Consider the following 23,410-nt stretch of genomic DNA (forward strand, 5'->3'; position numbering starts at 1 on the left):
ACTCCCCATCAACTACTGCCGGGACCGCTGAGCAAAGCGGCCCTGGCTTCGAGCAGCTCATCGGCCAGTTCCAGGCCCAGCTGCTCTGCGGCGGTCGTCTCACCAGTGGCGGAAGCGCGAACCAGAACATCGTCGTCGGTCGCTACCACTCCACGAAGGGACAGGCGCAGCGCCACGCGCCCGTCATCGTCGAGGTCCTCCACCACTTCGGCCAGCGCGCCGACCGGCGCGTGGCAGCCGGCTTCAAGCCGGGCCAGCACAGCGCGTTCGGCGGCAACCGCGGCGCGGCTGGCCTGATCGTCCAAAACGGACTGCAGCAAGTGCTCTGTGTCCACGTCGTCGACGCGGCATTCCACTGCGAGCGCGCCCTGGGCGGGCGCGGGCAGCATCTGCAGTGGATCGAGCGTTTCCGTGATCACCGAAAGCCGGCCCACCCGGGCCAGCCCGGCGCGGGCGAGGACGACGGCGTCCAGCTCGCCGTCTGTCACCTTGCGCATTCGGGTCTCCACATTGCCGCGGATGCCGCGCACCTCCAGCCCCAGGCCGGCGGCCCGGAGCTGACTGGCGCGGCGCGGCGAACCGGTGCCCACAACGGACCCCGGGGGCAGTTCGCCGAGCGTCAGACCGTCCCGTGCCACCAGCGCGTCCCTCGGGTCCTCCCGGACCGGGACAGCGGCCAGCGACAACCGGGGGTCCGGTTCGGTCGGCAGGTCTTTGCAGGAGTGGATGGCGACGTCCACCTCGTCGTTCACGAGGGCTTCGCGCACCGCCGAGGTGAACACGCCGACGCCGATCTCGGCGATCGGGGCCATCGACTGGTCACCGGGGGTCGTGACCGACACCAGCTGGGTCGGGTAACCCGCCGCCTCCAACTGCTCGGCGACCCACGTGCTCTGCGCCATCGCGAGCGCGCTTCCGCGGGTGCCGATCCGGAGGGTCTTGTTCAACGGTCCTCACCGTCCTGTTCCGCCCGGCCGCGCAGCAGCGCCTGGGCGACCGTGACCCCGCCTGGGAGGTTCTCCTCGGCCTGCGGGGTGCCGATCACCGCAGCGGTCTGCGGGTCGAGCTCGAAGAGCTCACGAAGTGCGTCGGCGTAGTCGGAACCACCCGGCTGCGACGCGAGTTGCTTGACGCGGACGGTCGGCGCGTGCAGGAGCTTGTCCACCACGCGGCGCACCGTGCGGCTGAGCTCCTCGCGCGTCGGCGCGTCGATGTCGGGAAGCCGCGAGTCCAGTCGCAGCAGTTCGCTGTCGACGACCTCGGCGGCGCGCTTGCGCAGCGCGGTGACCGTGGGCGTCACCTCGGCCGAGCGCTGCGCGGCCAGGTAGCCGCGCACCTCCTCGGCGACGATCTCGGCGGCCCGCTCGGACTCGTTGCCGCCCTGCTTGGCCGACAGCCGGTGCTGCAGGCTGGCCAGGTCGACGACGGTGACGCCGGGCAGGTCGCCGACCTCGGCGGCGATGTCGCGCGGCAGCCCCAGGTCGCAGCACAGCAGCGGCCGGTCGTCCCGGACCACCAGCGCTGCGGAGACGACCTCTTCGGTCACCACGGCACCGACCGCACCGGTGCAGGCGACCAGCAGGTCCGCGGCGGCGATCGCGTCGGCCAGACCCGAGAGGTCCGCGGTGCCGGCATCCACGCCGTCGGCGCGCAGCGACTCGGCCAGCCGCTCGCCGTTGGCGGCGGTGCGGTTGGCGATGACGATGCGACCGATGCCCGCTCGCTTGAGCTGCGCGGCGGTCAGGCCGCCCATCGAACCGGCGCCCACCAGCAGCGCGCTCTTGCCTTCGAGGCCGTCGAGCGCGGCCTCGGCGTCGGCCAGGGCCTCCGAGACCACCGAAGCGCCCTCGTTGTCGATGCCGGTCTCGCTGTGCACGCGCTTGCCGACGCGCAGCGCCTGCTGCGCCAGCTCGTGCAGCGTCTTGCCGACGGTGCCGCGCTCGTCGGCGGTCCCGTACGCCTGACGCAGCTGGCCGAGGATCTGGGCCTCGCCGACGACCATCGAGTCCAGCCCGGACGACACCGAGAACAGGTGCTCGACGGCGGCGCCGGCGTAGTAGACGTAGAGGTGGTCGGCGAGTTCACCGACCTCGGTGCCGGAGTGGCGCGACAGCACGGCCGTCACGTCGTCCAGGCCGCCGTGGAAGGTCTCGGCCAGCGCGTAGATCTCGACCCGGTTGCAGGTGGAGATCACGAACGCCTCGGCGATGTGCTCGCGCATCACGAGCTCGTCGAGGATCTTGTTGATGTCCCCGCCACTGATGGCGACCCGCTCCAGGACCCGGACCGGTGCGCTGTGGTGGGAAATCCCGACGGTGAGCAGGTTCACAGCCGTTCCACCATCCTGTTCGCCGAATCGATCTCACCCGGAAGCCCCGCGCCGCCGCCCGGCGGTCCGCCGTCGGACGCCGCGCCGTCGACCGCGCTCGCGGCTTCCTGCTGCCGTCGGGCCACGTGGAAGGAAAGGATCTGCATCTCCACCGCCAGGTCGACCTTGCGCACCTCGACGTGCTCGGGGACCTGCAGCACGATCGGGGCGAAGTTCAGGATGCACATGACGCCGCCGGCCACCAAGCGGTCGCAGACCTCCTGCGCGCCCTGGGTGGGGGTGGCGATGACGCCGATGGTGACCTCGCGCTCGGAGCACACCTCGACGATGTCGTCTATGTGGCTGACCGGGATGCCGCCGACCGGCACGCCGACCAGGTCGTCGTCGAGGTCGAACAGCGCCGAGACCGGGAATCCGCGGCCCGGGAACCCGCCGTAGTTGGCGAGCGCGTGCCCGAGGTTACCGATCCCGACGACGGCGACGCTGTGCTTGCGGGTCAGGCCGAGCGTCCGCTCGATCTGACCGATCAGCACCTCGACCTCGTAGCCGACGCCGCGGGTGCCGTAGGAGCCGATGTAGGAGAGGTCCTTGCGCAGCTTGGCGGAGTTGACGCCGGCCGCGGTGGCGAGCTCCTCGCTGGAGACCGTGGTGATGTCCTGCTCGGCGAGCGCGGACAGGGCGCGCAGGTAGACCGCGAGCCGGGCGACGGCCGCTTCCGGGATGGAGCGGGCGCGCTCGCGGGCGGCCGGGACGGCGATGGAGGTGCCGTTGGCGTCGGCCCCGTTCGACGCTCCCGGGGACGCAGCGGTCCGGGCAGGTGTCTGCCCGTCTCCTTCTGGCACGTCCGCTCCTTGGGCCGTCACGCTGGATCTCCCTCGCCTGCTGGTGGTCTGCGCCTCGGGCGGCACCGAAGTGGTGCGAACACCGGGGAAACGGTGAGACGGAACCACCCGATCCGCTGTTCCGCGCCGGAAAATCCGACGGGGAGTTCCGGCGGCACGACCCCTACACCGTAGCCATTTGTGAATGCATGCACAAAGTCGGCGGGGGCGAGCGCACCGGAGGCGCAAACCTTCCCCGCCATCATTGCGGATACCCCCCTGAAGTGCCAAAACGGGTGGCACAGGGCACGTGACCGACGTCGCCGGGCCCCGAGGGCGGTCAGTTCCGCAGCGCGCGGCGGAAGCGTTCTTCCTCGACCTTCCAGAAACCGTGCTCGACTCCATCGATCAAGATCACCGGGACGCGGTCGCCGTACTCGGCGCGCAGTTCCGAGTCGGCGTCGACATCGCTGACCGACCACGCGACGCCCAGCTCATCGCAGATCCGACGCACGTCGGCGATCGCGTCGACGCAGGAGTGGCAGGCCTCGCGGGACATCACGGTCACCTCGTGCACGTCGCCTCCTCGGCGAGTCGTTCGAAAAAATTCGGCACTTCCAACGTACTCAGCCCGCGACACCGCGGAGACCGGGCTCACCTGCACGACCGAGCAGCTCACGTGCGCAAAATCACCCGGCGTGATCATGGTCATTCCTCCCGAAGAGCACGGAGCGCGACCGGACCGTCACCGGAGAGATCTACCTACTTCCGAGTAACAACACGTATGCTGCTGCTCCAACGCCCATCCCGGTGGGCGTTCGCCAGTCGAGTGAAGGCCCGATCGAGCGGTATCGGCGCGACCCGTCGTAGCTGATCGGTCCCCGGATCAGGTGCCCGTCACGGGTACGACGACATGGTTGCCGGCCCGATGCGTCCCAGAACCACCAGAGCCGGTGAAGCCAACGAAGGCAGGAGGTCGCCGGAGATGAGCAGCCCCAAGACGCTCACACCCCCCGCCCCCGACACCGCAGACCTCACTCAACACGTCTCGCCGCGGCCGGTGAGCTCAACGCGCACGAACGTCTCCGTGCCGGACAGCTGGCCGACCGAGAGGTTCACCCCGGACACCTGGGCCTACGTCAGCGCGGCGCAGCAAGGCGACAACGACGCCTTCGGCAGGCTCTACGACGAGTACTCCCAGACCGTCTACCGGTACGTGCTGTTCAGGGTCAGCGACCACTGCCTGGCCGAGGACATCACGAGCGAGACGTTCCTGCGGGCGCTGCGGCGCATCGCCTCGATCAGCTACCAGGGCCGCGACGTGGCAGCCTGGTTCATCACCATCGCCAAGAACCTCATACTCGACCACATCAAGTCGAGCCGGAACCGCCTGGAGATCCCGACCTCCGAGGTCACCGACCACCTGCCCGCCAAGGGCTCGCACGTCGGGCCCGAACACCAGGTGCTGCTCGACGCCACCAACGACGAGCTGCTGCAGTGCATCCGCCAGCTCAACCCCGACCAGCGGGAATGCATCCGGCTGCGGTTCCTCAAGGACATGTCGGTGACCGAAACGGCCATCGCCATGCAACGCAACGAGGGCGCCGTCAAGGCGCTGCAGCACCGCGCGGTCCGCAGACTGGCGCAACTCCTGCCCGACGATCTCCGATAGTGCTTGCCGATCCCGGCGGAGGTGCGCAATCGTGGCGCGGACGAGGTCTTAAGCTATGAGGCAGCCGCCCCGGACCGGGGTCGGTTGGAGATCACGGACTTCGCACACCACCACTCCGGAGGACCCTGGGAGGCGCGGCGGTGCCGACACGGCAGGGCTCGGCCGATGACGCGGACCACAACGGCATGCGCACGTCCAGCACAGAGCAGATCGACAGCGCGAAAGTAGCGGGTCGCGCCTCAGCCGAGGCGGCGGTTGCGGCCGCCCCGGTTCAGGACGGGACGCTCACGACACCGCCGGACCTGACCGCGGCGGCGTTCTTCGACGTCGACAACACGATGATGATGGGCGCCTCGCTGTTCCACTTCGCGCGAGGCCTCGCCGCCCGGAAGTTCTTCAACCCGGGTGACCTGGCCGGGTTCGCCTGGCAGCAGCTGAAGTTCCGGATCGGTGGCCGGGAGAACCCGCAGGACATCCAGGCCAGCCGCGAGCAGGCGCTGTCCTTCGTCGCCGGGCGCAGCGTCGAGGAGCTGGTCAACCTCAGCGAGGAGATCTACGACGAGCTGATGGCCGACCGGATCTGGGCGGGCACCCGCGCGCTCGCGCAGATGCACCTCGACGCCGGGCAGCGGGTGTGGCTGGTCACCGCCACCCCCGTCGAGCTGGCCTCGATCATCGCCCGGCGGCTCGGCCTGACCGGCGCCCTGGGCACGGTCTCCGAGAGCGAGGACGGCATCTACACCGGTCGCCTGGTCGGCGAGATGCTGCACGGTCGCGCCAAGGCGCACGCGGTGCGCGCGATCGCCGCCAGCGAAGGCCTGGACCTGCGCCGCTGCACCGCCTACTCGGACTCGGCCAACGACATCCCGATGCTGTCGGTCGTGGGCACCGCGGTCGCGGTCAACCCGGACCAGCGGCTGCGCGAGATCGCCCGCGCCCGGGACTGGGAGGTCCGCGACTTCCGCACCGGCCGCAAGGCCGTCCGCATCGGCCTCAACTCCATGCTCGGCGCGGGCGCGGCAGCGGGCGCGGTCGCAGCAGGCCTCGCCTACCGCCGCCGAGACCGCTCCTGACCAGCGCTGCAAGCACCGAAGGTGCATTCTCAGCACCCCGAGCAAGCAACTCGCACCGCCGGGGTTCTCAGACGTCCTCTGGCGAGGACAGCCGCAGCGCCGCGCATTGGACGTGCTCAAGTCGCGGATCCCGGAGCCAGAGGACGTCTGCGCCTTCCCCGTCCGGGGGTTTCCCCACCCAAACGCAAGCCGACGACTCTCAACCTGAAATGTCGACCATCCAGTTGACGCCGTGCCGGTCGGTGCACATCCCGAACTCATCGCCCCACATCTGCTTCTCCAGCGGGACGAGGACCTGGCCGCCTTCGGCCAGCTTGATGAAGTAGTCGCGCAGCGCGTCGGCGTCGGCCGCCTCGCCGCTGATGCTGATCGAGAAGTTGCTGCCGGACTGGGTGGGCATGTCCGGCGGAGCGTCGGCCGCCATCAGCGTGAAGCCGAGCTGCGTGATCAGGTTGCCGTGCATGATCTTGTCCGCGGACGGGCCTTCGGCCTGACCGAACTGACCGTAGGTGTTGAGCGTCAGTTCCCCGCCGAGCACCGACCGGTAGAACTCCAACGCCTGCTTGGCGTCGCCGTTGAACTGCAGGTACGGGTTGAGCTTCGCCACGGTGAATCGCCTCCTGCACTTAGGGGTGCGGATGAGCCGGCGCGGCGGCATCCCCGCCCGCCGCGCCGGCCCGCTACATCCTCATCACGCGGCGGTGCCCCACGCCCGCCCGGAGACCCCGGATCATCAGTCCGGGTGGACATCAACCGAGGAAGACGTTGGTGCGCTGCGACAACAGCCGGTAGAGCGTGTGCTGGATGATCTCCCTGACCTGGTCGGACAGGCTGAACACCAGCATCGGATCGTCCGCCGCGCCCTCCGGGTACCCGGAGGTCTCGATCGGCTCACCGAACTCGATGTACCACTTCGAGGGGAGCGGCACCGCGCCCAGCGGACCGAAGTGCGGGAACAGCGGCGTCACCGGGAAGTAGGGCAGACCCAGCAGCCGGGCGATCGGCTTCAGGTCCGCCAGCTTCGGGTAGATCTCCTCGGCTCCCACGATCGCGCAAGGGATGATCGGCGCGCCGGTGCGCAGCGCGGCCGAGACGAAACCGCCGCGGCCGAAGCGCTGCAGCTTGTAGCGGTCCTTGAACGGTTTGCCGATGCCCTTGAAGCCCTCCGGCCACACCCCGACGATCTCCCCGCCGGTCAGCAGCCGCTCGGCGTCGGGGTTGCAGGCCAGCGTGTGCCCGGCCTTGCGAGCCACCGCGCCCAGCATCGGCATGCGGAACACCAGGTCCGCGCCCAGCATCCGCAGGTGCCGCTCGGCGGGGTGGTGGTCGTGCAGCGCGACCGTGGTCATCAGCGCGTCCCACGGCAAGGTGCCCGAGTGGTTGGCGACGAGCAGCGCGCCGTCATCGGGAACGTTGTGCGCGCCGATGGTCTCCACCCGGAACCACTTCTCGTAGAACGGGCGGATCAGCCGCAGGAAGACCTCGTCGGTGAGCTCCTCGTCGAAGCCGAACTCGTCGACCCGGTACTCGCCGAGCAGCCGACGTCGGGCGAAGGCGAGCACGTCGATGACGGCTTCCTCCCAGCCCGGCTCGTCCGGGGTGGGAGGAATCCGATCGCCGTTCTCCGGTCGCAACGGGATCACCTGCGCATCGGCCATCGCGCCTCCGTCTCGCCTTCCGCTCACCGCAGTCTCGAAAGCAGTTCTCCGGCGCGCCGCTCCAACGCCATGATGTTCTCCGGTTCCACCACCGGGCGCAGGCCGCGTCCGCGCACGAAGTCGTCGAACGCCTGCTGGGTGGTCCAGCGCGGGGTGAACCCGAAGGTCTCACGAAGCCGCGTGGTGTCCAGCACCCGGCCGAAGTTGAGGAAGCGCAGCTGCTCCGGGGAGAAGTCCACCAGCCGGGCGCTGCGGAACAGCTGCGTCACGGCGGGCACCGACGGGCTCGGCAGCGGCAGCGCCACCCGGCCCGCGCGGCGGATCGCCTGCGACAGCATCAGCACCCCGTCACCGGCCACGTTGTAGACGCCGGTCTTGTCGCCCAGCGTCGCGCGCTCCAGCACGGCCAGCGCGTCCTCGGAGTGCAGCAGCTGGAAGCGCGCGTCGAAACCGAGGATGGTGGGCACCACCGGCAGCATGAAGTAGCGGGCCAGCATCGCGTCGATGCGCGGACCGATCAGGTTCGAGAACCGCAGCGTCGTGACGTCCACGTCGGGCCGGCGGCGGCCGAAGCCGCGCACGTAGCCCTCGATCTCCACGGCGTCCTTGGCGTAGCCGGACGACGGCAGGTCCTTCGGCTCGATGTCCTCGGTGAACACCGCGGGATCGCGGGAGCTGGACCCGTAGACGGCACAGGTGGAGCGCACCACGACCTTGCGGACCCGAGGCGACTGCTGGCAGGCCGCCAGCAGCTGCATGGAGCCGATGACGTTCATGTCCTTGAGCGTCGTCCGGCCACCGGGACCCGTGTGCGTGTTGATCGCCGCGTGCACCACGGTGTCGACCCCGGCGTTGTTGATCACCTTGCTGATCAGCGGGTTGCGGATGTCGGCGCGCACGAACTCGGTGCGCCCCATCCGCCGCATCAGGTCGCGGCCGGGCTGGACCGTGTCCACGCCCAGCACCCGGTCGATCGCCGGGTCGGCCGCCAGCCGCGCCGCCAGGTGACCGCCCAGGAAGCGGCTGACACCCGTCACCAGCACGACTTTCGGCCCCATGTTCACCCCGCGCAGTCGAAGGAGTGCCGCCAGAGATCGATGCTACAGGCGGACCCGCCTCCCACCAGCCAGCACGGCGTTACCGGGCGGGGTCGAAAAAGCAAAACCGCCGTCGACTCCGAGGGTCGACGGCGGATTTGGTCAGATCACTTGCCCAACTTGCGACGCTGGACGCGCGTCTTGCGAAGCAGCTTGCGGTGCTTCTTCTTGGACATACGCTTGCGGCGCTTCTTGATGACCGAGCCCATGCGGACTCCTTCACTCTTGACGGCGGTTCGAACGTCTTCCGTGCCGGAGCAGCTGCCAGGAGCGCATCAGGCACGACCAACCCAAAACTTTACCTGCCCTGGTCTCGGCCCTGCCGCCGTGGTCCGGCAAGCGCGCTTCGATCACCCCCGGGGCGGGCCTGGGGGTGATCTTCGAGAGCGGCTCAACCCGCGTCGTAGTAGGCGTGTTCGAGGTAGGCGTGGACGTCCTTCTCGGCCACGCGGAACGAGCGGCCCACCCTCGCGGCGGGCAGCTCGCCGGCGTGCACGAGCCGGTAGACCGTCATCTTCGACACCCGCATCAGCTTGGCCACCTCGGCGACGGTGAGGAACCGCACCTGGCCCATGCTCGGCGGTGCCTGGCGCCCGGGTTCGGAGTTCGCAGACATGCTTCACCGTGCCCTCCACACGTGTCGCCCCCGGCGGCTTCCCCGTCCGCCGGAAACCTCACGCACGTGCTCCATCGAGACTAACGGGACACACAACAATTGTTGAGTTGACTTTTGCCTCTTAGGTTGCCGGTCGGCTTGTTGAGCGGTGCGGGTGGCGGAACCTGCGGCGGTGCCGGTTGCGCGGGTGGGGCACGGAGGAACCGGCTTCGCCGGTTGCCTGACGGTCGTTGCCCGGCTCAGTCGTCTTCTTCGTGGGCTTTGCCGAGTTCGACTGAGCGGTCTCGGGCTGCTTCGATGGCGTCGATGAGGGCTGCTCGGACTCCGTGCTTCTCCAGCTCCCGGATGCCTGCGATGGTGGTGCCCGCCGGGGAGGTGACCGCTTCGCGGAGCATGACCGGGTGTCCGCCGCCCTCGCGGAGCATGGCCGCCGCGCCGACCGCGGACTGGACGATGAGGTCGGCGGCGGTGGCGCGCGGGATGCCCAGCAGGATCCCGGCGTCGATCATGGCCTCGACCAGGTAGAAGAAGTACGCGGGACCGGAGCCCGACAGCGCGGTGACCGCGTCCTGCTGGCTCTCCGGAACCCTCGCGACCTTGCCGACGCTGCCCAGCAGCTCCTCGACGAGCTCCAGGTCCCGGTCCGCGGCGTGCGCACCACCGGAGATGGCGGCCATGGCCTCGCCGACCAGCATCGGGGTGTTCGGCATGACGCGGACGACCGCCGTGCCCTCGGGCAGCCGGCGCTCGAACAGCTTCGTCGGCAGACCCGCGCACAGCGACACGACCAGCTTGCCGCCCGGGATCTTCGGCGCCATCTCGTCCAGCAACGGCTCGATGTCCTGCGGCTTGACCGCCACCACGATCACGTCCGCGCGCTGCACCGCCGTGGGCACGTCGACGTGCGAGATGCCGTAGGTCTTGGTCAGCTCCTCGGCACGGGTCGGGAAGCGCTCGGTGAACAGCAGATCGGACGGGGCTCGTCCGGCTTTGATCAAGCCCGAGAGCAGGGCTTCTCCGATCTTTCCGGCTCCGAGCACGGCGATGGTCGTCATGAGGCTCAGGGTGCCAGACCACGCTGCGTGTCGACCCCTCCCGTTGACCCGCACCGGCGGCTACTGTGTTTCGCACCACACATCGAAGGTCTTTCACCCCGCCGCCGCCACGCGACCCCCACAGCGAAGGAGCTTCGACCATGTTGAGCACGATGAACGACGGCCCCCTCTCGATCGCCCGGATCATGCGGCAGGGAACCGGCCCGCACGGTGCCACCGCCGAAGTCGTGACCTGGACCGGCGCCGAGCCCCGGCGCAGCGGGTACGCCGAGATCGGCCGGGAAGCCGCGCGGCTGGCGCACGCGCTGCGCGGACTGGGCGTCACCGGTGACCAGCGCGTCGGCACGTTCATGTGGAACAACGCCGAGCACCTGACCGCCTACCTCGCGGTGCCGTCCATGGGCGCGGTGCTGCACACCCTCAACATCCGCCTGTTCCCCGAGCAGCTGGTCTACGTCGCCAACCACGCCGAGGACCACGTGGTGCTGGTCGACCACACCCTGCTGCCGCTGTTCGCCAAGCTGCTGCCCGAGATGAAGACCGTCCGGCACGCGGTCGTGGTCGGCGGTGATGCGAGCGCCCTGGACGCACCAGCGGGCGTCGAGGTGCACGGCTACGCGGACCTGCTGGCCGGGCAGCCGGAGGAGTTCGACTGGCCCGAGCTGGACGAGCGCTCCGCCGCCGCGATGTGCTACACGTCCGGGACCACCGCCAACCCCAAGGGCGTCGTCTACTCGCACCGCTCGATCTACCTGCACTCGATGCAGGTGTGCATGACCGACGGGATGGCCCTGGAGCAGGGCGACCGGGGTCTCGCGGTGGTGCCGATGTTCCACGCGATGTCGTGGGGCCTGCCCTACGCGGCGTTCATGGTCGGCGCCTCCATGATCATGCCGGACCGGTTCCTGCAGCCCGAACCGCTGGTGGCGATGATGGCCGCCGAGCGCCCGACGATGGCCGCGGCGGTGCCGACCATCTGGCAGGGCGTGCTCGCCGAGCTGGAGAAGGAGCCCCGCGACATCTCCTCGCTGCGCGAGGTCGTGATCGGCGGTTCGGCGTGCCCGCCTGCGATGATGCGGACCTTCCAGGAGGAGTACGGCATCACGGTCGTGCACGCCTGGGGCATGACCGAGACCTCGCCGCTGGGCAGCCTCGCCCGGCCACCCGCCGGAGTCACCGGCGAGGACCAGTGGGCCTACCGCGTGAGTCAGGGACGGCTGCCCGCCTCGGTGGAGGCGCGGCTCGTCGACGACGACGGCCGGTTCCTGCAGTGGGACGGGCAGAGCGTCGGTGAGCTGGAGGTTCGCGGCCCGTGGGTCGCCGAGGCGTACTACGGCGACGACGATCCGGAGAAGTTCCACGACGGCTGGCTGCGCACCGGCGACGTCGGCTACCTGACGCCCGAGGGCTTCCTGCACCTGACCGACCGGGCCAAGGACGTCATCAAGTCCGGCGGCGAGTGGATCTCATCGGTGGAGCTGGAGAACCAGGTCATGGCGCATCCCGCGGTGGCCGAGGCGATGGTCATCGGCGTCCCGGACGAGAAGTGGTCGGAGCGCCCGCTGGTGGCGGTGGTGCTGCGCGAGGGCGAGACCGCCGACGCGGCGGAGCTCCGCGAGTTCCTGTCCGGTTCGGTCGCGCGCTGGCAGCTGCCCGAGTACTGGACGTTCATCACCGAGGCGCCGAAGACCAGCGTCGGCAAGTTCGACAAGAAGCGCCTCCGCAAGCAGCACTCCGAAGGCGATCTCGACGTCATCCACCTCACCTGATCGAGGCGGCGAGGGCGGGGACGGGATTTCCGGGCGTCCCCGCACTCGCTCCCGCGTCAGGAGGGGGACAGGGCGAGCTGGCGGGCCTGGCAGATGAGGCGGCCGACCGAGTCGATGACCTGGACGTCCTCGTCGAACCACTGGCCGTGCACGGCCCGGCAGTCGACCAGCATGCGCAGCCACCCGTTGGCGGGGTGAGCGCGCAGGTAGGCGGTCAGCTGCACCGTCGGCGCCCAGCCGAAGCGGCCCATGTTCAGCGTGACCGGAACCGTGAGATCCCCCGCGACCAGGCCGAACAGCAGGTCGGGCTGGCCCTCGCGGGGCCTGACCCACATCCGGTAGCGGGGCTCGCCGGTGCCGCCGTTGAGGAACTCGGCCGTGTTCGGGTCCAGCCGCATGTCGCAGACCTCGGCGAGGTGGAAGAACCTCGTGGACTGGCTGAGGTCGATGGCGTCCGGCGGCGGGTTGACCGGCATGGACGGCAGATCCGACCACTCCGGCTCGGCCGCGGGCATCCGTCCCGCGGTGACCGTCGCGTCGACGCACACCTGACCGCGCTGCTCCAGCGCCGCGCGCACCACCGTGACGGTCTTGCCGGTCTTGAGCGGCTGCAACCGGATCATCACCGGCCCGACGCGCGGCGGGCGCAGGTACTGCGCGCTGATCGACAGCGGTTCGAGCCCGCTGCCGTCGCTGACGGCTCTGGTGAGCAGTGCCAGCAAGTACCCGCCGTGCGGGTTGTCACCGACAGCCCAATCCGGGTGGAGGTTCGCGACGTAACTGCCGTCGCCGAGCGAACGCACCGAAGTGGCCGCGGAGAACGGATCCTGGACCTCGGTCACGTGCGATCCACCGGTCGAACGCCCACTACGCGCAACGAGTTCATGGTCGACGATTCTAATGACCTTGCCCGAAGTTGATCATCAGGTATCGGTTAGCGGCCCTAAGCTCCCAGCGGTTCCAGGTGCAGACGGGCGAACAGCAGCGCTTCGGCGAGTATTTCCGCTCGTTGCTGGGGATTCCGCGCCTTGCGGGTGTTGACCTCCAGCACCACCGAACCGTCGTAGCCGTCGGCCGCCAGCGCCTCGCAGACCTCCGCGCACGGCTGGCTGCCCTGGCCGGGCAGCAGGTGCTCGTCGCGGGAGGCGCCGGTGCCGTCGGCGAGGTGGACGTGCGCGAGGCCGTCGCGCATCCGCTTGAGCAGCTCGATGGCGTCCACGTGCGCCGCGGCCGCGTGCGAGAGGTCCAGCGTGTAGTTGCGGAAGCCCACGTCGGTGGGGTCCGGTGAGGGCTTGAACGCCGAGAGCCCGTTGCTCCGGCTGCTGCGGAGCCGGTTCAGCGTGTTCGGCGGGCGCAGCGGGAACATGTTCTCCACCGCGATCTTGAGGCCGCTGATCTCCTCCAGCTCCTCGACCAGCTCCGGGAACGCGTCGGCGTACCGGCGCTGCCAGCGGAACGGCGGGTGCACCACGACCGTCGAAGCGCCCAGCTCGCCGGCCACGACCACGGCCCTGCGCAGGCGTTCCTCGGGTTCCGGCGACCAGACCCGCTGGGTGATCAGCAGGCAGGGCGCGTGCACCGCGAGCACCGGCACCCCGTGCTGCTGCGACAACCGGCTCAGCGCGTCGACGTCCTGGCTGACCGCATCGGCCCAGACCATCACCTCGACCCCGTCGAAACCGAGGTCGGCGGACATCTCGAAGGCCGCGCGAGCAGGTTGCGGCCACACCGAGGCGCTGGACAGCCCCACCGGAATCCGCCCGGGGGTGTCCTGGCGCTCAGACCGCGATGGTTGTCCCGTCATCTCGACCCAAGCATGACCCACGACCTCGGTGAGGTTGCGCGGCGGTGGGTCGTCCGGCCTCGCACCGCCCGGCGTTCACCTGTCCGAGCCAACACCGACAACCTCTCACTGATTGATCAACAGCAACGCGGCCGGCGACACCGTGCAGAACAGGCCGACCAGCACCGAGAGCAGGATGGTCTGCAGATCGTTGGTGCGGAAGAACTTCCACGCAACGAGCACCAAAAGGCCGGTGAACACCAGGGCCGCGCCGAACGCGGCGAGGGTCGCGTTGATCCACAACCAGCGGAAACCCACCCACACGGCACCGCCGCCGACCAGGCCGAGGACGCCCTGCAGGGCGAGCGTGCCCCACTCCTTGCCCGCCGACGGCGGGCGGTCGACCTCGTCGTCGGGGTCGTAGTCGTCGTTCAGCCCGGCGGGCGCCGAGGTGGCGTAGTCCTCGTCGTAGGCCTGGTCGTACGGCTCGTCGTAGGGCTGCTCGTAGGCACCGGAGTAGCTCTGCTCGGAGTCGTCGAAGGACTCGTAGTCGTACGGATCGGCGTTGGGCTCGGCGGTCTGCGCCGGGTACGCCTGATCAGCACCGCCGTCGATGCGCGGCAGCTGCTCGGTGAAGTTCTCCGGCAGCTGCGGCGGGCCGGCGGGCGCCATCGGCGGCCCCGACCGAGCGGGCGGTGTCGGCAGCGCGGGCTGCCGGATGGTCGCCTCGGCGTCGCTGCTCGGCGCGGAGGGCGCCGGCGGGGTCGAGGAGGCGCTGCCCGTGCTGCCGAAGCGCTGCGCCCAGTAACCGGCGCCGCCGGACTCGGCCGGCGGTTCGGCCGCGGGGCGCGCGGGCGGCGTGCTGGGCGGCGACACCGGCCCGGAGGCCTGCGGCGGCTTCGCCGGGGGCTGAGAGGCCGGAGGCTGGGGAGCCGGAGGCTGCGCTGCCGGAGCTTGGGGGGCCGGTGGCTGGGCGGCCGGAGGTTGGGCCGCTGGTGGTGCCGCCGGAGGTTGGGCCGCCGGAGGCTGAGCGGGCGGTGGGCTCGCCGGAGCCGCCTGGGGCGGGGAGGCGGCCGGACCCGCCTGCCTGCGGCTGGTCGGCGGCTCCTCGTCCGGCTTGACCGGGCGCATCTTGCCGCTGTCGGACAGCACCCGGTTGATGATCTCCTGAGGCGCCGTCTCGGTCGGGTCCTCGGCCTTCCTGCGCCGGCGCCGGGAGCTCTTCTCCGAGCTGCCGCCGTACTCGGCGAGCAGCTCTGCAACGGTGCGCTGGGTGGGCTGGTCCGCCCCGCTGTCCCGACTCATCGTTCCCACCGTGCCCCGTGCCGCGTTCGCAGTCCAGTTCCGTCCACCGGTGCCTCGGTTTCATCCCGTGTCGGGCCGGACGCATTCTCCTGCGCCGGCACGAGCCCTTCCGTGCCCCCCGCACGCACCGGAACGCCGCTCTTGAACGCAGTGTGACTATCTCCGTTGGTGTGGTCCAGCCGCCGAAGGATGACTCCCTCGCGCAGCGCCCACGGGCAGATCTCGAGTTCGGTGACGCCTAAGGCCTTCATCGCGGCCTCCGCGACCAGCGCACCTCCGACGAGCTGGTGCGACCGCGCGGAGCTCACACCGTCGAGCGCGGCGAGGTCGCTGGAGGACATGCGTGTGATGAATGCCAAGAGCTGCCGCAGCCCCGTGTCGGTCAACGTGCGCGACACGCGCTGCCCCGCCGAGGACGGTGCGGCACCGGTCAGCCGGGCCAGCGAGCGGAACGTCTTCGACGACGCCACCACCCGGTCCGGCCGGGCCAGCTTGCGGAACTTCTTGGCGGTGGGCGCCAGCTGGCCCTCCAGCCAGTCCCGCGCCTTCTTGATCTCGTCCTGCTTCGGCGGGTCCTTGAGCATCGTGCGGCTCATCCGTCCCGCGCCCAGCGGCAGCGAGACAGCGAGGTCCGGATGCTCGTCGATGCCCAGCGCCATCTCCAGAGAACCGCCGCCGATGTCCAGCAGCAGCAGGTTGCCCGCCGACCAGCCGTACCAGCGCCGGGCCGCGAGGAAGGTGTAGCGGGCCTCGTCCTCGCCCGGCAACACCTCCAGCTCGACCCCGGTCTCGGTGCTCAGCCGCTCCAGCACCTCCACCGCGTTGTCCGCGTCGCGGATCGCCGAGGTCGCGAAGGCCATCAGCTCGTCGCAACCGGCCGCCACGGCCGAATCCCGAGCTTCGGAGATGGTCCGGATCAGTTCGTCGGCGTCGTCGTCGGAGAGCCGCCCGTTGTGCGCACCGATCCGCTCGGCGAGCCGCAGCACGGTCTTCTCCGATGTCATCGGGGTCGGATGCGCACCACGGTGCGCGTCCACCACGAGCAGGTGGACGGTGTTGGATCCGACGTCGAGGACCCCTAGGCGCATGACCGACAAATTACCGGCTGCGCATGCGCCGGGGCGTCAGGTGGGCGGGAAACTGCGTTCCGGAACACTCCGAACACGCCCGCCACCAGGTCAGCAGCCCCTCGGGGATGCGACCGGTCCCGCGCGCCCGGCTCAGGCCTCGAACTTGTAGCCAAGACCACGCACCGTGATCAGGTAGCGCGGGTCCGCCGGGTCCGGTTCGACCTTCGAGCGAAGCCGCTTGACGTGCACGTCGAGGGTCTTGGTGTCGCCGACGTAGTCCGCGCCCCACACCCTGTCGATGAGCTGACCGCGGGTGAGCACCCGGCCGACGTTGCGCAGCAGGTACTCCAGGAGGTCGAACTCCTTGAGCGGCAGGCTCACGTCCTCGCCCTCGACGGTCACCACGTGCCGCTCGACGTCCAGCCGGACCGGGCCCGCCGCCAGCACCTGCGGCTGCAGCTCCTCGGCCTCACCGCGGCGGCGCAGCACGGCGCGCACGCGGGCGATCAGCTCGCGCGCCGAGTAGGGCTTGGTGACGTAGTCGTCGGCTCCCAGCTCCAGACCCACGACCTTGTCGATCTCGCTGTCGCGCGCGGTCACCATGATCACCGGGACCGCGGAGCGCTGCCGCAGCTGCTTGCACACGTCGGTGCCGCTCATCCCGGGCAGCATCAGGTCCAGCAGCACTATGTCCGCACCGTTGCGGTCGAACTCGTCCAGGGCATCGGTGCCGTTGGTCGCGACGGCGGCCGTGAAGCCCTCCTTGCGGAGCAGGAAGGCAAGTGGGTCGGCGAAGGACTCCTCGTCCTCCACGATCAACACTCTGGTCACCGGACTCCTCCCGTTTCGACGGTTGTCACGCCGTCCGCGCTTTCGGTGATCGACCGCGCGGCTGGTGCCGCGCGATCCGGTTCGGTGGTCGCCTCATCGCCGTCGACCTCGCCCGTGCCGTGCCTGGGCACGCGGATGGTGAAGGTGGAACCCGTCCCCGGCCTGCTCCACAGCTTCACCTCGCCTCCGTGGTTCGCGGCGACGTGCTTGACGATGGCCAGCCCCAAACCTGTACCGCCGGTGGCCCGCGAGCGAGCGGGATCCACCCGGAAGAACCGCTCGAACACCCTTTCGTGGTGTTCGGGTTCGATCCCGATACCGCGGTCGGTGACCGCGATCTCGACGAAGTCCTCGGACAACCGGCGCGAGATCGACACCGGGCTCCCGTGGGACGAGTAGTTGACCGCGTTGGTGATCAGGTTGGTCAGCGCGGTGACCAGCAGCGCCCGGTCGCCTTCCAGCAGGTACCCGGACGGCCCGTCCACCGCGATCTCGATGCCTGCGGACTCGGCGGCCAGCCGGGACCGGCCCAGCGCCTCCTCGACGACCTCGTCCACCTCGATCGAGTTGAGCTCCGGCAGCCGCTCCGCGCCCTGCAGGCGGGACAGCGCGATCAGCTCGGAGACGAGCGTCCCGAGGCGGGTCGACTCGTGCAGGATCTTGGTGGAGAAGCGCCGGACCTCCTCCGGGTCCTCGGCGGTGTCCAGCAGCGCCTCGGCCAGCAGCGCCAGCGCGCCCACCGGCGTCTTGAGCTCGTGGCTGACGTTGGCCACGAAGTCCCGCCGGGTCGCCTCCAGCCGCACCGAGTCGGACTGGTCCGCAGCGTCGACGACGGTGAAGCCGTCGCCGAGCGGGCGGACGTCGCCGATCACGGCGGCCGGACCGCGTCCGGCCAGCGAGGCGCGCCCGTCCAGCGGGCAGAGGTCGACGGTCACCGTCTCCCCGGTCTTGCGCGCCTGTTCAGCGGCCTTCTGCGCCCGGGGGTCGGCTCGGTAGTCGTGGATCACGCCCAGCTCGGCAGCGCGCGGGTTGTGCAGCACCACGTCGCCGAAGCGGTTGAGCAGCACGACACCGCTGGTGCTGGTGTGCACCTGGCGCTGGAGGAGCTCTGCGACGGTGGGGCCCTGCGGCTGGGACTTGCGGTAGGGCCGGGATCCTCCGGCTGCCAAGAATCCGCCGACCGCGCCCAGCAGGAGCGCGGCGATGATCAGGGCGGTGTAGCCCAAAGCGGTCACATCTGCATCGTAAGCAAGCGCGGGTGGGGAAGGGCCAGTCCACGAGGGCGTTCAGTGACGCCCGTGACACGAATCGGGCCGTTCTTCACCTCTGGTTCACCCCCTGCTCGGAGCGGGTTCAGCTACCGACCGAGCCTCGGTAGCGCTCCGTTCCCCGAGTGGGCGATTTTTCGCCACTCCTCACCCACGTGGGTGACGCGTGGAGGGCACCTCGGCTACGTGCCGGGGCGCCCTCCACCGCTGTCCGGGGCTCAGCGGCCCTGGTTCGCCACGGCGGCGGCTGCCTTCGCGGCGGCCTCCGGGTCCAGGTAGGTGCCGCCCGGGTTGGTGGGCTTGAAGTTCTCGTCGAGGTCGTAGCGCAGCGGGATGCCGGTGGGGATGTTCAGCCCCGCGATGCTCTCGTCGGAGATCCCGTCCAGGTGCTTGACCAGCGCGCGCAGCGAGTTGCCGTGCGCGGCGACCAGCACGGTCTTGCCTGCCTGGAGGTCCGGGACGATCGCCGACTCCCAGTACGGCAGCAGCCGGGCCACGACGTCCTTGAGGCACTCCGTGCGCGGCATGTCGGCGCCGAGGTCCGCGTAGCGCGGGTCGGAGTCCTGGCTGAACTCGTCGCCGAGCTCGATCTCCGGCGGCGGGGTGTCGTAGGAACGGCGCCAGAGCATGAACTGCTCCTCGCCGTAGGTGTCCAGCGTCTGCTTCTTGTTCTTGCCCTGCAGAGCACCGTAGTGGCGCTCGTTGAGCCGCCAGTCGCGCTTGACCGGGATCCAGTGACGGTCAGCGCCGTCGAGGGCGATGTTCGCGGTGGAGATCGCGCGCCGAAGCAGCGAGGTGTGCAGCACGTCCGGCAGCGCACCCGCCTCGCGCAGCAGCTCGCCGCCGCGCTTGGCCTCGGCCTGGCCCTTGTCCGACAGCGGGACGTCCACCCAGCCCGTGAACAGGTTCTCGGCGTTCCACGTGCTCTCACCGTGCCGCAGCAGCACCAAAGTCGAAGTCATGGCCCCAGGCTATCCGCACACCTGAGCAGGACAGCGAGGTTGTGAGCTTCACCCGAGAGTTACTCGATCACCGTACGACTGTGACACGACCGTGTCGGTCGTCACTTTCCGTGGAAGATATGGCCTTCTCCAGGGCTCCTGCTCTAGTTTTCTTCCCGAACATCACACGAATGGAGTAATGCGGCAGCCTTGTGGCGGCTACATAACTCTGCGAAGTTGGCAATGCTCTCCTTGATCGGCTCCCACGCACTCCCCGATCCAGCGAGAGCGAGAAACGCGGTTCAGCTCCCCCAACGAACCGCACCCCGCCGGGTCCAGGGTGCCCCCCGCCCTCCAGACCCGTCAGGCGGGACCAGCGTGGTGGGGCGGCTCGAGCTCGTGACTCCCCCTCTCTCCCGAGCCGCCCCCCTCGTGGGGGTTTTCTCTTGGTTCTGATCGTGGTCGTTTTGCGTGGCGGTGCGGGTGGGGGAACCTGAGCGGCGCTGTGGACTCCGCGCGCCACTCCTGATGTATGCCAATACACGGCGTCGCGGCGTGCTCGCCACAGCGCCGCTCAGAACCCCCGGCGGTGCGAGCTGCTCAGGTGGGGCACTGAGCAAGCGCCTTCGGCGCTTGCCTGACCGGGGGGAGCCTGTTGCTCGGGTGGTGAGAGTGGAAGCGGCTTCGCCGCTTGCCTGACGGCTTTGGGGTCGTCAGTTGCCTTCTTCTTGCACCAGTTGTTTGAAGGGTTGGAGGTTGGCCAGGGACTCTCCTCTGGACTCGCGCCAGGCCCACTCCCTGCGGATGGCCGTGGCGAAGCCGAGTTCCAGGAGGGTGTTGAAGTCCCCGTCCGCCGCTTCCAGGACCTGGCCGAGGACTCTGTCCAGCTCTTCCTCGGTGACCGCGTGGAGTCCGATGCGGCCCACCAGGTAGATGTCGCCGGACTTGTCGATCGTGTAGTGGACGCCGTAGAGCTTGGCGTTGCGGCGCAGCAGGTAGCGGTAGACGTCCTCGTGCGCCTCGTCCGGCTGCCTGCATACGAACGCCTCGATGAGCAGTGCGTGCTCGGCGACGATGAGCCAGCAGTTGGTCTGCAGCTTCTTGGTGCCGGGCAGCGTGACGAAGAACCGGCTGCCGCCCTTGTCCTGGTAGCCGAGCTCGTTGGCCTCCAGCGTGGACGTGATGACCTGCTCGGGGTTCACGCCGTCACCTCCTCGATCCGCAGACTCCGGTTGAAGGCCAGTTTGGCCTGCGCGTAGGCGTCGAGCAGCGACTCGGTCGTGCGCGCCCAGGAGAACGTGGTCGCGTGCTCGCGGGCGTTGCCCGCCAACCGCTCCCGCAAACCGCGGTCCAGCACGACCGAACCGAGTGCGTCGGCCCACTGCCCGGTGCGGTGCCCGTCGACGAGCAGTCCCGAAACACCGTCGCGGACCGCGACCGGCAGACCACCGACCGCCGCCGCCACGACCGGAGTGCCGCACGCCTGCGCCTCCAGCGCGACCAGGCCGAACGACTCGTTGTGGCTGGGCACCGCCACCACGTCGGCGGCCCGGTAGACCTGCGCGAGCTCCGCCCCGCCGCGCGGCGGGAGGAAGCGCACCACGTCGTCGATGCCCAGGTCCACCGCCAGCTGCTGCAACGCCCGGGGCCGCTCCAACCCGCTGCCGGAGGGTCCGCCGACGACCAGCACGACCAGCCGCTCGCGCAGTTCGGGACGACGGCCCAGCAGCTCGGCGGCCGCGCGCAGCAGCACGTCCGGGGCCTTCAGCGGCTGGATCCGGCCGATGAACGCCAGCACCAGCGCGTCGGCCGGAACGCCCAGCTGATCGCGGGCGGCGACACCGTCACCGGGGGTGAAGACGTCCAGGTCCACACCAGGCGGGATGGTCGCGACCGCGTCCGGATCGGCGTCGTAGCGGTCGACGAGATCGGTGGCCTCGAACTCGGTGTTGGCGACCAGCATGTCGGCCTGATCGACGATCTGCTCCTCGCCCAGCACGCGGACCCGCGGTTCCGGCGAGTCCCCTTCGGCGAGGTTGGCGTTCTTGACCTTCGCCAGGGTGTGCGCGGTGTGCACCAGCGGCACGCCCCAGCGCTCCCGCGCCAGCCAGCCGACCTGCCCGGACAGCCAGTAGTGCGAGTGCACGAGGTCGTAGTAACCGGGTTCGTGCCGGGCCTCCACCCGCAGCGCGCCTGCGGCGAACGCGCACAGCTGCGAGGGGAGCTCGTTCTTGTCCAGGCCCTCGAACGGCCCCGCCACCACGTTGCGGACCAGCACCCCGGGGGCCAGTTCCGCGATCGGCGGGATGTCGGAGGAGGTGGCGCGGGTGAAGATCTCCACCTCGGTGCCGAGCTCGGCCAACCGCCGGGAGGTCTGAGCGATGTAGACGTTCATCCCGCCGGCGTCACCGGTACCGGGCTGCTCCAGCGGGGAGGTGTGCAACGAGAAGACGGCGGCGCGGCGAGGCCGCATGCGTAATGTCCTGGAAGTCATCTGCTGCCCTCGCAAGCCGGTCCGCCCGAGTCGTTCGGACGCTGATCAACTCCGACATCGCGCGCCGCTGAAACATTCCCGTCGAGTCGGCGAAACCTCGGAGCCAACGCTCGACGCTACCGCCAAGGGGCGGCGAAGCCCTCCACTCCGCCGCCCCTCGGTGGCTTCCGTCACAGCAGCCGTGCAGTCAAGCGGCGAAGCCGATTTCTCCTCGCACCGCTATCCAGAACGAGTGCACCCGACTACAGCGCGGACTTGGCCGTCCACTGGTCCCAGGTGAGGATCCAGTCGTAGACGTCGTAGCGGGGCTCCATCGAGCTGGCCGAGCCCGTGACCTCGACGGGGTCGCCCAGCAGGGCGCTGTCGTAGTAGGCCTTGGCGTCGGCGGCGCTGAGGTTGATGCAGCCGTGCGAGTTGTTCACCTTGCCCAGCGCGGCGGCGTTCTCCTGGTTCTCGTGGATGAACTCGCCGTGGTTGGAGAACCGCGCGGCCCAGGTCTTGCGCACGTCGCGGTAGCCGTAGCGCGGGTTGTCCATGATCTCGACCGGGTTCTTCTGCATCACGATGTAGGTGCCGTTCGGGGTGTTGCGCCCCGGGTCGTACTCCTCGCCGAAGCTGGCCGGGTAGCTGGCGACCTGCTGCCCGTCGCGCATCACGACCATCTGGTGGGTGCCCACCGCGGCCTTGACGATCTGAGCGCGGCCGATGTCGAACTCGCTGGTCAGATCGGCCAGACCGTAGGTGCCGTTGCCGTAGGGAACGCCGTAGAGGTCGGCCTTGACCGTCACGTGGGTGTTGGCCGGCCAGTAGTCCTTGGGCCGGTAGTCGACCTGCTTGTCCGACAGCCACGCCCACGAACCCTCGACCGGCGTGGAGGTCTGCACGCTCAGCGCCCGCTCGGCGGCGGCCTTGTCCTTGACCGGCTCGTCGAACTTGACGCTGATCGGCATCGCGACGCCGACCTGGGCGTCGTCGGTCGGGTTCACCGTCGCGCGAACCGTCTTCTTCGGCTGCACGGTCCGGAAGGAGCCCTGCACCGGCGCCTTCTTCCCGTCGGTGCCGACGGCCTGGCCGGACCAGGTGTAGTCCTTGCCGTAGCCGAGCGCCTCGCCGGCCTGCCACGTCTTGCCGTCCGCGGACAGCTGCCCGGCGACGGCCTTGCCGTCGGCGTTGGTCAGCTGGACGGATTCGAAGCGGCCCTGCTCGACCGTGGCCTTGATCGGAGCGGTCGGACTGACCTCACCCGCACCGGCACCCGGTTCGAAGTGGACCGCGGCGACCGGCGGAGCGGGTTCGGACTGCCCCGGCGGTTGCGCGGAACAGCCCGAGATCAGCAGGACGGCCGCCAGCGCCCCCAACAACACGCGCCAAGGCAGCCGCATCACACCACTCACTTTGAAAAGTCCTCTCTGAAATTGAGTCAAACATGACGAAAGGGACATCGCCGAAAAAGCGGAACCGGCCCACTTCTCCTTCAGCCGACGATTTCCCCTCGCCCCACCATTAAAGACGCGCGAAGGAACCAAAAGATGTCCGAACCTCGCTGTGCATCGCATCACAACCGTTGAACCGCACGTCAAACCGCCCGAAATGCGCGCAATCCGCGCGAATGGCGTTCAGCGGGAAAA

At 69.7% G+C, this 23,410-nt stretch carries 23 protein-coding genes; 3 read left to right on the plus strand and 20 right to left on the minus strand.

The window, feature by feature from the left end; genetic code table 11:
- Window positions 1–8 precede the first annotated feature (8 nt).
- The 4 genes from hemC to AB0J91_RS15110 all read right to left on the minus strand — a co-directional run bounded on the left by hemC (window position 9) and on the right by AB0J91_RS15110 (window position 3,709).
- Window positions 9–947 (minus strand): hydroxymethylbilane synthase, encoded by a 939-nt coding sequence (gene hemC, locus AB0J91_RS15095; protein WP_363868565.1) that lies wholly within the window; start codon window positions 945–947, stop codon window positions 9–11.
- The gene (locus AB0J91_RS15100) at window positions 944–2,329 is read right to left on the minus strand and encodes a glutamyl-tRNA reductase (RefSeq protein ID WP_363868568.1); all 1,386 of its coding nucleotides are present in this window, start codon (window positions 2,327–2,329) and stop codon (window positions 944–946) included. The genes hemC and AB0J91_RS15100 overlap by 4 nt, the downstream gene beginning before the upstream one ends.
- Complete coding sequence (locus AB0J91_RS15105; protein WP_363868571.1) at window positions 2,326–3,192, minus strand: redox-sensing transcriptional repressor Rex; 867 nt, start codon at window positions 3,190–3,192, stop codon at window positions 2,326–2,328. The genes AB0J91_RS15100 and AB0J91_RS15105 overlap by 4 nt, the downstream gene beginning before the upstream one ends.
- Window positions 3,193–3,490: 298 nt before the next feature.
- Window positions 3,491–3,709 carry a glutaredoxin family protein gene (locus tag AB0J91_RS15110; protein ID WP_363868813.1) on the minus strand — a complete coding sequence of 73 codons (219 nt, stop codon included), beginning with the start codon at window positions 3,707–3,709 and terminating at the stop codon, window positions 3,491–3,493.
- 426 nt (window positions 3,710–4,135) lie between these two features.
- On the opposite strand from AB0J91_RS15110, the gene AB0J91_RS15115 reads away from it, so the two are divergent.
- Entirely contained in the window at window positions 4,136–4,822 is a 687-nt protein-coding gene (locus tag AB0J91_RS15115; protein WP_363868573.1) for a sigma-70 family RNA polymerase sigma factor, read from the plus strand.
- Window positions 4,823–5,007: 185 nt separating this feature from the next.
- On the plus strand, window positions 5,008–5,895 hold the full coding sequence (locus tag AB0J91_RS15120) for an HAD-IB family hydrolase (protein WP_363786395.1): 888 nt from the start codon (window positions 5,008–5,010) through the stop codon (window positions 5,893–5,895).
- 199 nt (window positions 5,896–6,094) lie between these two features.
- Here the strand turns inward: AB0J91_RS15120 and AB0J91_RS15125 are convergent, their stop codons facing one another.
- The 6 genes from AB0J91_RS15125 to proC form a co-directional block, all read right to left on the minus strand.
- Entirely contained in the window at window positions 6,095–6,502 is a 408-nt protein-coding gene (locus AB0J91_RS15125) for a VOC family protein (RefSeq protein WP_363868576.1), read from the minus strand.
- Window positions 6,503–6,644: 142 nt separating this feature from the next.
- Entirely contained in the window at window positions 6,645–7,553 is a 909-nt protein-coding gene (locus AB0J91_RS15130; RefSeq protein WP_363868579.1) for a lysophospholipid acyltransferase family protein, read from the minus strand.
- A gap of 23 nt (window positions 7,554–7,576) precedes the next feature.
- Window positions 7,577–8,611 (minus strand): NAD-dependent epimerase/dehydratase family protein, encoded by a 1,035-nt coding sequence (locus AB0J91_RS15135; protein ID WP_363868582.1) that lies wholly within the window; start codon window positions 8,609–8,611, stop codon window positions 7,577–7,579.
- Window positions 8,612–8,757: 146 nt separating this feature from the next.
- Window positions 8,758–8,859 (minus strand): AURKAIP1/COX24 domain-containing protein, encoded by a 102-nt coding sequence (locus AB0J91_RS15140; protein WP_010241351.1) that lies wholly within the window; start codon window positions 8,857–8,859, stop codon window positions 8,758–8,760.
- Window positions 8,860–9,041: 182 nt separating this feature from the next.
- Window positions 9,042–9,266 carry a helix-turn-helix domain-containing protein gene (locus tag AB0J91_RS15145; protein WP_132621425.1) on the minus strand — a complete coding sequence of 75 codons (225 nt, stop codon included), beginning with the start codon at window positions 9,264–9,266 and terminating at the stop codon, window positions 9,042–9,044.
- A gap of 239 nt (window positions 9,267–9,505) precedes the next feature.
- Window positions 9,506–10,321 carry a pyrroline-5-carboxylate reductase gene (gene proC, locus AB0J91_RS15150; protein WP_363868585.1) on the minus strand — a complete coding sequence of 272 codons (816 nt, stop codon included), beginning with the start codon at window positions 10,319–10,321 and terminating at the stop codon, window positions 9,506–9,508.
- Window positions 10,322–10,461: 140 nt separating this feature from the next.
- Here proC and AB0J91_RS15155 point away from each other — a divergent pair, with 140 nt between their 5' ends.
- Complete coding sequence (locus AB0J91_RS15155) at window positions 10,462–12,090, plus strand: long-chain fatty acid--CoA ligase (RefSeq protein ID WP_363868588.1); 1,629 nt, start codon at window positions 10,462–10,464, stop codon at window positions 12,088–12,090.
- A gap of 56 nt (window positions 12,091–12,146) precedes the next feature.
- Here AB0J91_RS15155 and AB0J91_RS15160 read toward each other — a convergent pair whose 3' ends face one another.
- The 10 genes from AB0J91_RS15160 to AB0J91_RS15205 form a co-directional block, all read right to left on the minus strand.
- A complete protein-coding gene (locus AB0J91_RS15160; RefSeq protein ID WP_363785989.1) occupies window positions 12,147–12,932 on the minus strand; it encodes a thioesterase family protein in 786 nt (261 codons plus the stop codon).
- Between the two features lie 101 nt (window positions 12,933–13,033).
- Window positions 13,034–13,894 (minus strand): sugar phosphate isomerase/epimerase, encoded by an 861-nt coding sequence (locus AB0J91_RS15165; RefSeq protein WP_363868590.1) that lies wholly within the window; start codon window positions 13,892–13,894, stop codon window positions 13,034–13,036.
- Between the two features lie 105 nt (window positions 13,895–13,999).
- Complete coding sequence (locus tag AB0J91_RS15170) at window positions 14,000–15,178, minus strand: hypothetical protein (RefSeq protein WP_363868593.1); 1,179 nt, start codon at window positions 15,176–15,178, stop codon at window positions 14,000–14,002.
- Complete coding sequence (locus AB0J91_RS15175; protein WP_363868596.1) at window positions 15,175–16,266, minus strand: Ppx/GppA phosphatase family protein; 1,092 nt, start codon at window positions 16,264–16,266, stop codon at window positions 15,175–15,177. Before AB0J91_RS15175 ends, AB0J91_RS15170 begins: the two co-directional genes overlap by 4 nt.
- Before the next feature lie 132 nt (window positions 16,267–16,398).
- Window positions 16,399–17,079 carry a response regulator transcription factor gene (locus AB0J91_RS15180; RefSeq protein WP_132621411.1) on the minus strand — a complete coding sequence of 227 codons (681 nt, stop codon included), beginning with the start codon at window positions 17,077–17,079 and terminating at the stop codon, window positions 16,399–16,401.
- Entirely contained in the window at window positions 17,076–18,272 is a 1,197-nt protein-coding gene (locus AB0J91_RS15185; protein WP_363868816.1) for an ATP-binding protein, read from the minus strand. The genes AB0J91_RS15180 and AB0J91_RS15185 overlap by 4 nt, the downstream gene beginning before the upstream one ends.
- Window positions 18,273–18,565: 293 nt before the next feature.
- Window positions 18,566–19,309 (minus strand): phosphoglyceromutase, encoded by a 744-nt coding sequence (locus tag AB0J91_RS15190; protein WP_363785981.1) that lies wholly within the window; start codon window positions 19,307–19,309, stop codon window positions 18,566–18,568.
- A gap of 692 nt (window positions 19,310–20,001) precedes the next feature.
- Window positions 20,002–20,490, minus strand: a complete 489-nt coding sequence (locus AB0J91_RS15195; RefSeq protein ID WP_363868599.1) for a YbjN domain-containing protein — start codon at window positions 20,488–20,490, stop codon at window positions 20,002–20,004.
- Window positions 20,487–21,761 (minus strand): D-inositol-3-phosphate glycosyltransferase, encoded by a 1,275-nt coding sequence (gene mshA / locus AB0J91_RS15200; protein ID WP_363868602.1) that lies wholly within the window; start codon window positions 21,759–21,761, stop codon window positions 20,487–20,489. Before mshA ends, AB0J91_RS15195 begins: the two co-directional genes overlap by 4 nt.
- A 263-nt stretch (window positions 21,762–22,024) precedes the next feature.
- Window positions 22,025–23,164, minus strand: a complete 1,140-nt coding sequence (locus tag AB0J91_RS15205) for an Ig-like domain-containing protein (RefSeq protein ID WP_363868605.1) — start codon at window positions 23,162–23,164, stop codon at window positions 22,025–22,027.
- Window positions 23,165–23,410 lie beyond the last annotated feature (246 nt).

It is taken from the genome of Saccharopolyspora sp. NPDC049357 (genome assembly GCF_040677225.1).
In the GTDB taxonomy this organism is placed as follows: domain Bacteria; phylum Actinomycetota; class Actinomycetes; order Mycobacteriales; family Pseudonocardiaceae; genus Saccharopolyspora.

What these genes read in the sequence shown, in the direction of transcription:
- AB0J91_RS15110 (WP_363868813.1), bottom strand. Translation starts at nt 3,709, where the DNA reads ATGTCCCGCGAGGCCTGCCACTCCTGCGTCGACGCGATCGCCGACGTG.
- AB0J91_RS15115 (WP_363868573.1), top strand. Translation starts at nt 4,136, where the DNA reads ATGAGCAGCCCCAAGACGCTCACACCCCCCGCCCCCGACACCGCAGAC.
- AB0J91_RS15120 (WP_363786395.1), top strand. Translation starts at nt 5,008, where the DNA reads ATGCGCACGTCCAGCACAGAGCAGATCGACAGCGCGAAAGTAGCGGGT.
- AB0J91_RS15130 (WP_363868579.1), bottom strand. Translation starts at nt 7,553, where the DNA reads ATGGCCGATGCGCAGGTGATCCCGTTGCGACCGGAGAACGGCGATCGG.
- AB0J91_RS15135 (WP_363868582.1), bottom strand. Translation starts at nt 8,611, where the DNA reads ATGGGGCCGAAAGTCGTGCTGGTGACGGGTGTCAGCCGCTTCCTGGGC.
- AB0J91_RS15140 (WP_010241351.1), bottom strand. Translation starts at nt 8,859, where the DNA reads ATGGGCTCGGTCATCAAGAAGCGCCGCAAGCGTATGTCCAAGAAGAAG.
- AB0J91_RS15145 (WP_132621425.1), bottom strand. Translation starts at nt 9,266, where the DNA reads ATGTCTGCGAACTCCGAACCCGGGCGCCAGGCACCGCCGAGCATGGGC.
- proC (WP_363868585.1), bottom strand. Translation starts at nt 10,321, where the DNA reads ATGACGACCATCGCCGTGCTCGGAGCCGGAAAGATCGGAGAAGCCCTG.
- AB0J91_RS15155 (WP_363868588.1), top strand. Translation starts at nt 10,462, where the DNA reads ATGTTGAGCACGATGAACGACGGCCCCCTCTCGATCGCCCGGATCATG.
- AB0J91_RS15165 (WP_363868590.1), bottom strand. Translation starts at nt 13,894, where the DNA reads ATGACGGGACAACCATCGCGGTCTGAGCGCCAGGACACCCCCGGGCGG.
- AB0J91_RS15170 (WP_363868593.1), bottom strand. Translation starts at nt 15,178, where the DNA reads ATGAGTCGGGACAGCGGGGCGGACCAGCCCACCCAGCGCACCGTTGCA.
- AB0J91_RS15175 (WP_363868596.1), bottom strand. Translation starts at nt 16,266, where the DNA reads ATGCGCCTAGGGGTCCTCGACGTCGGATCCAACACCGTCCACCTGCTC.
- AB0J91_RS15190 (WP_363785981.1), bottom strand. Translation starts at nt 19,309, where the DNA reads ATGACTTCGACTTTGGTGCTGCTGCGGCACGGTGAGAGCACGTGGAAC.
- mshA (WP_363868602.1), bottom strand. Translation starts at nt 21,761, where the DNA reads ATGCGGCCTCGCCGCGCCGCCGTCTTCTCGTTGCACACCTCCCCGCTG.
- AB0J91_RS15205 (WP_363868605.1), bottom strand. Translation starts at nt 23,164, where the DNA reads ATGCGGCTGCCTTGGCGCGTGTTGTTGGGGGCGCTGGCGGCCGTCCTG.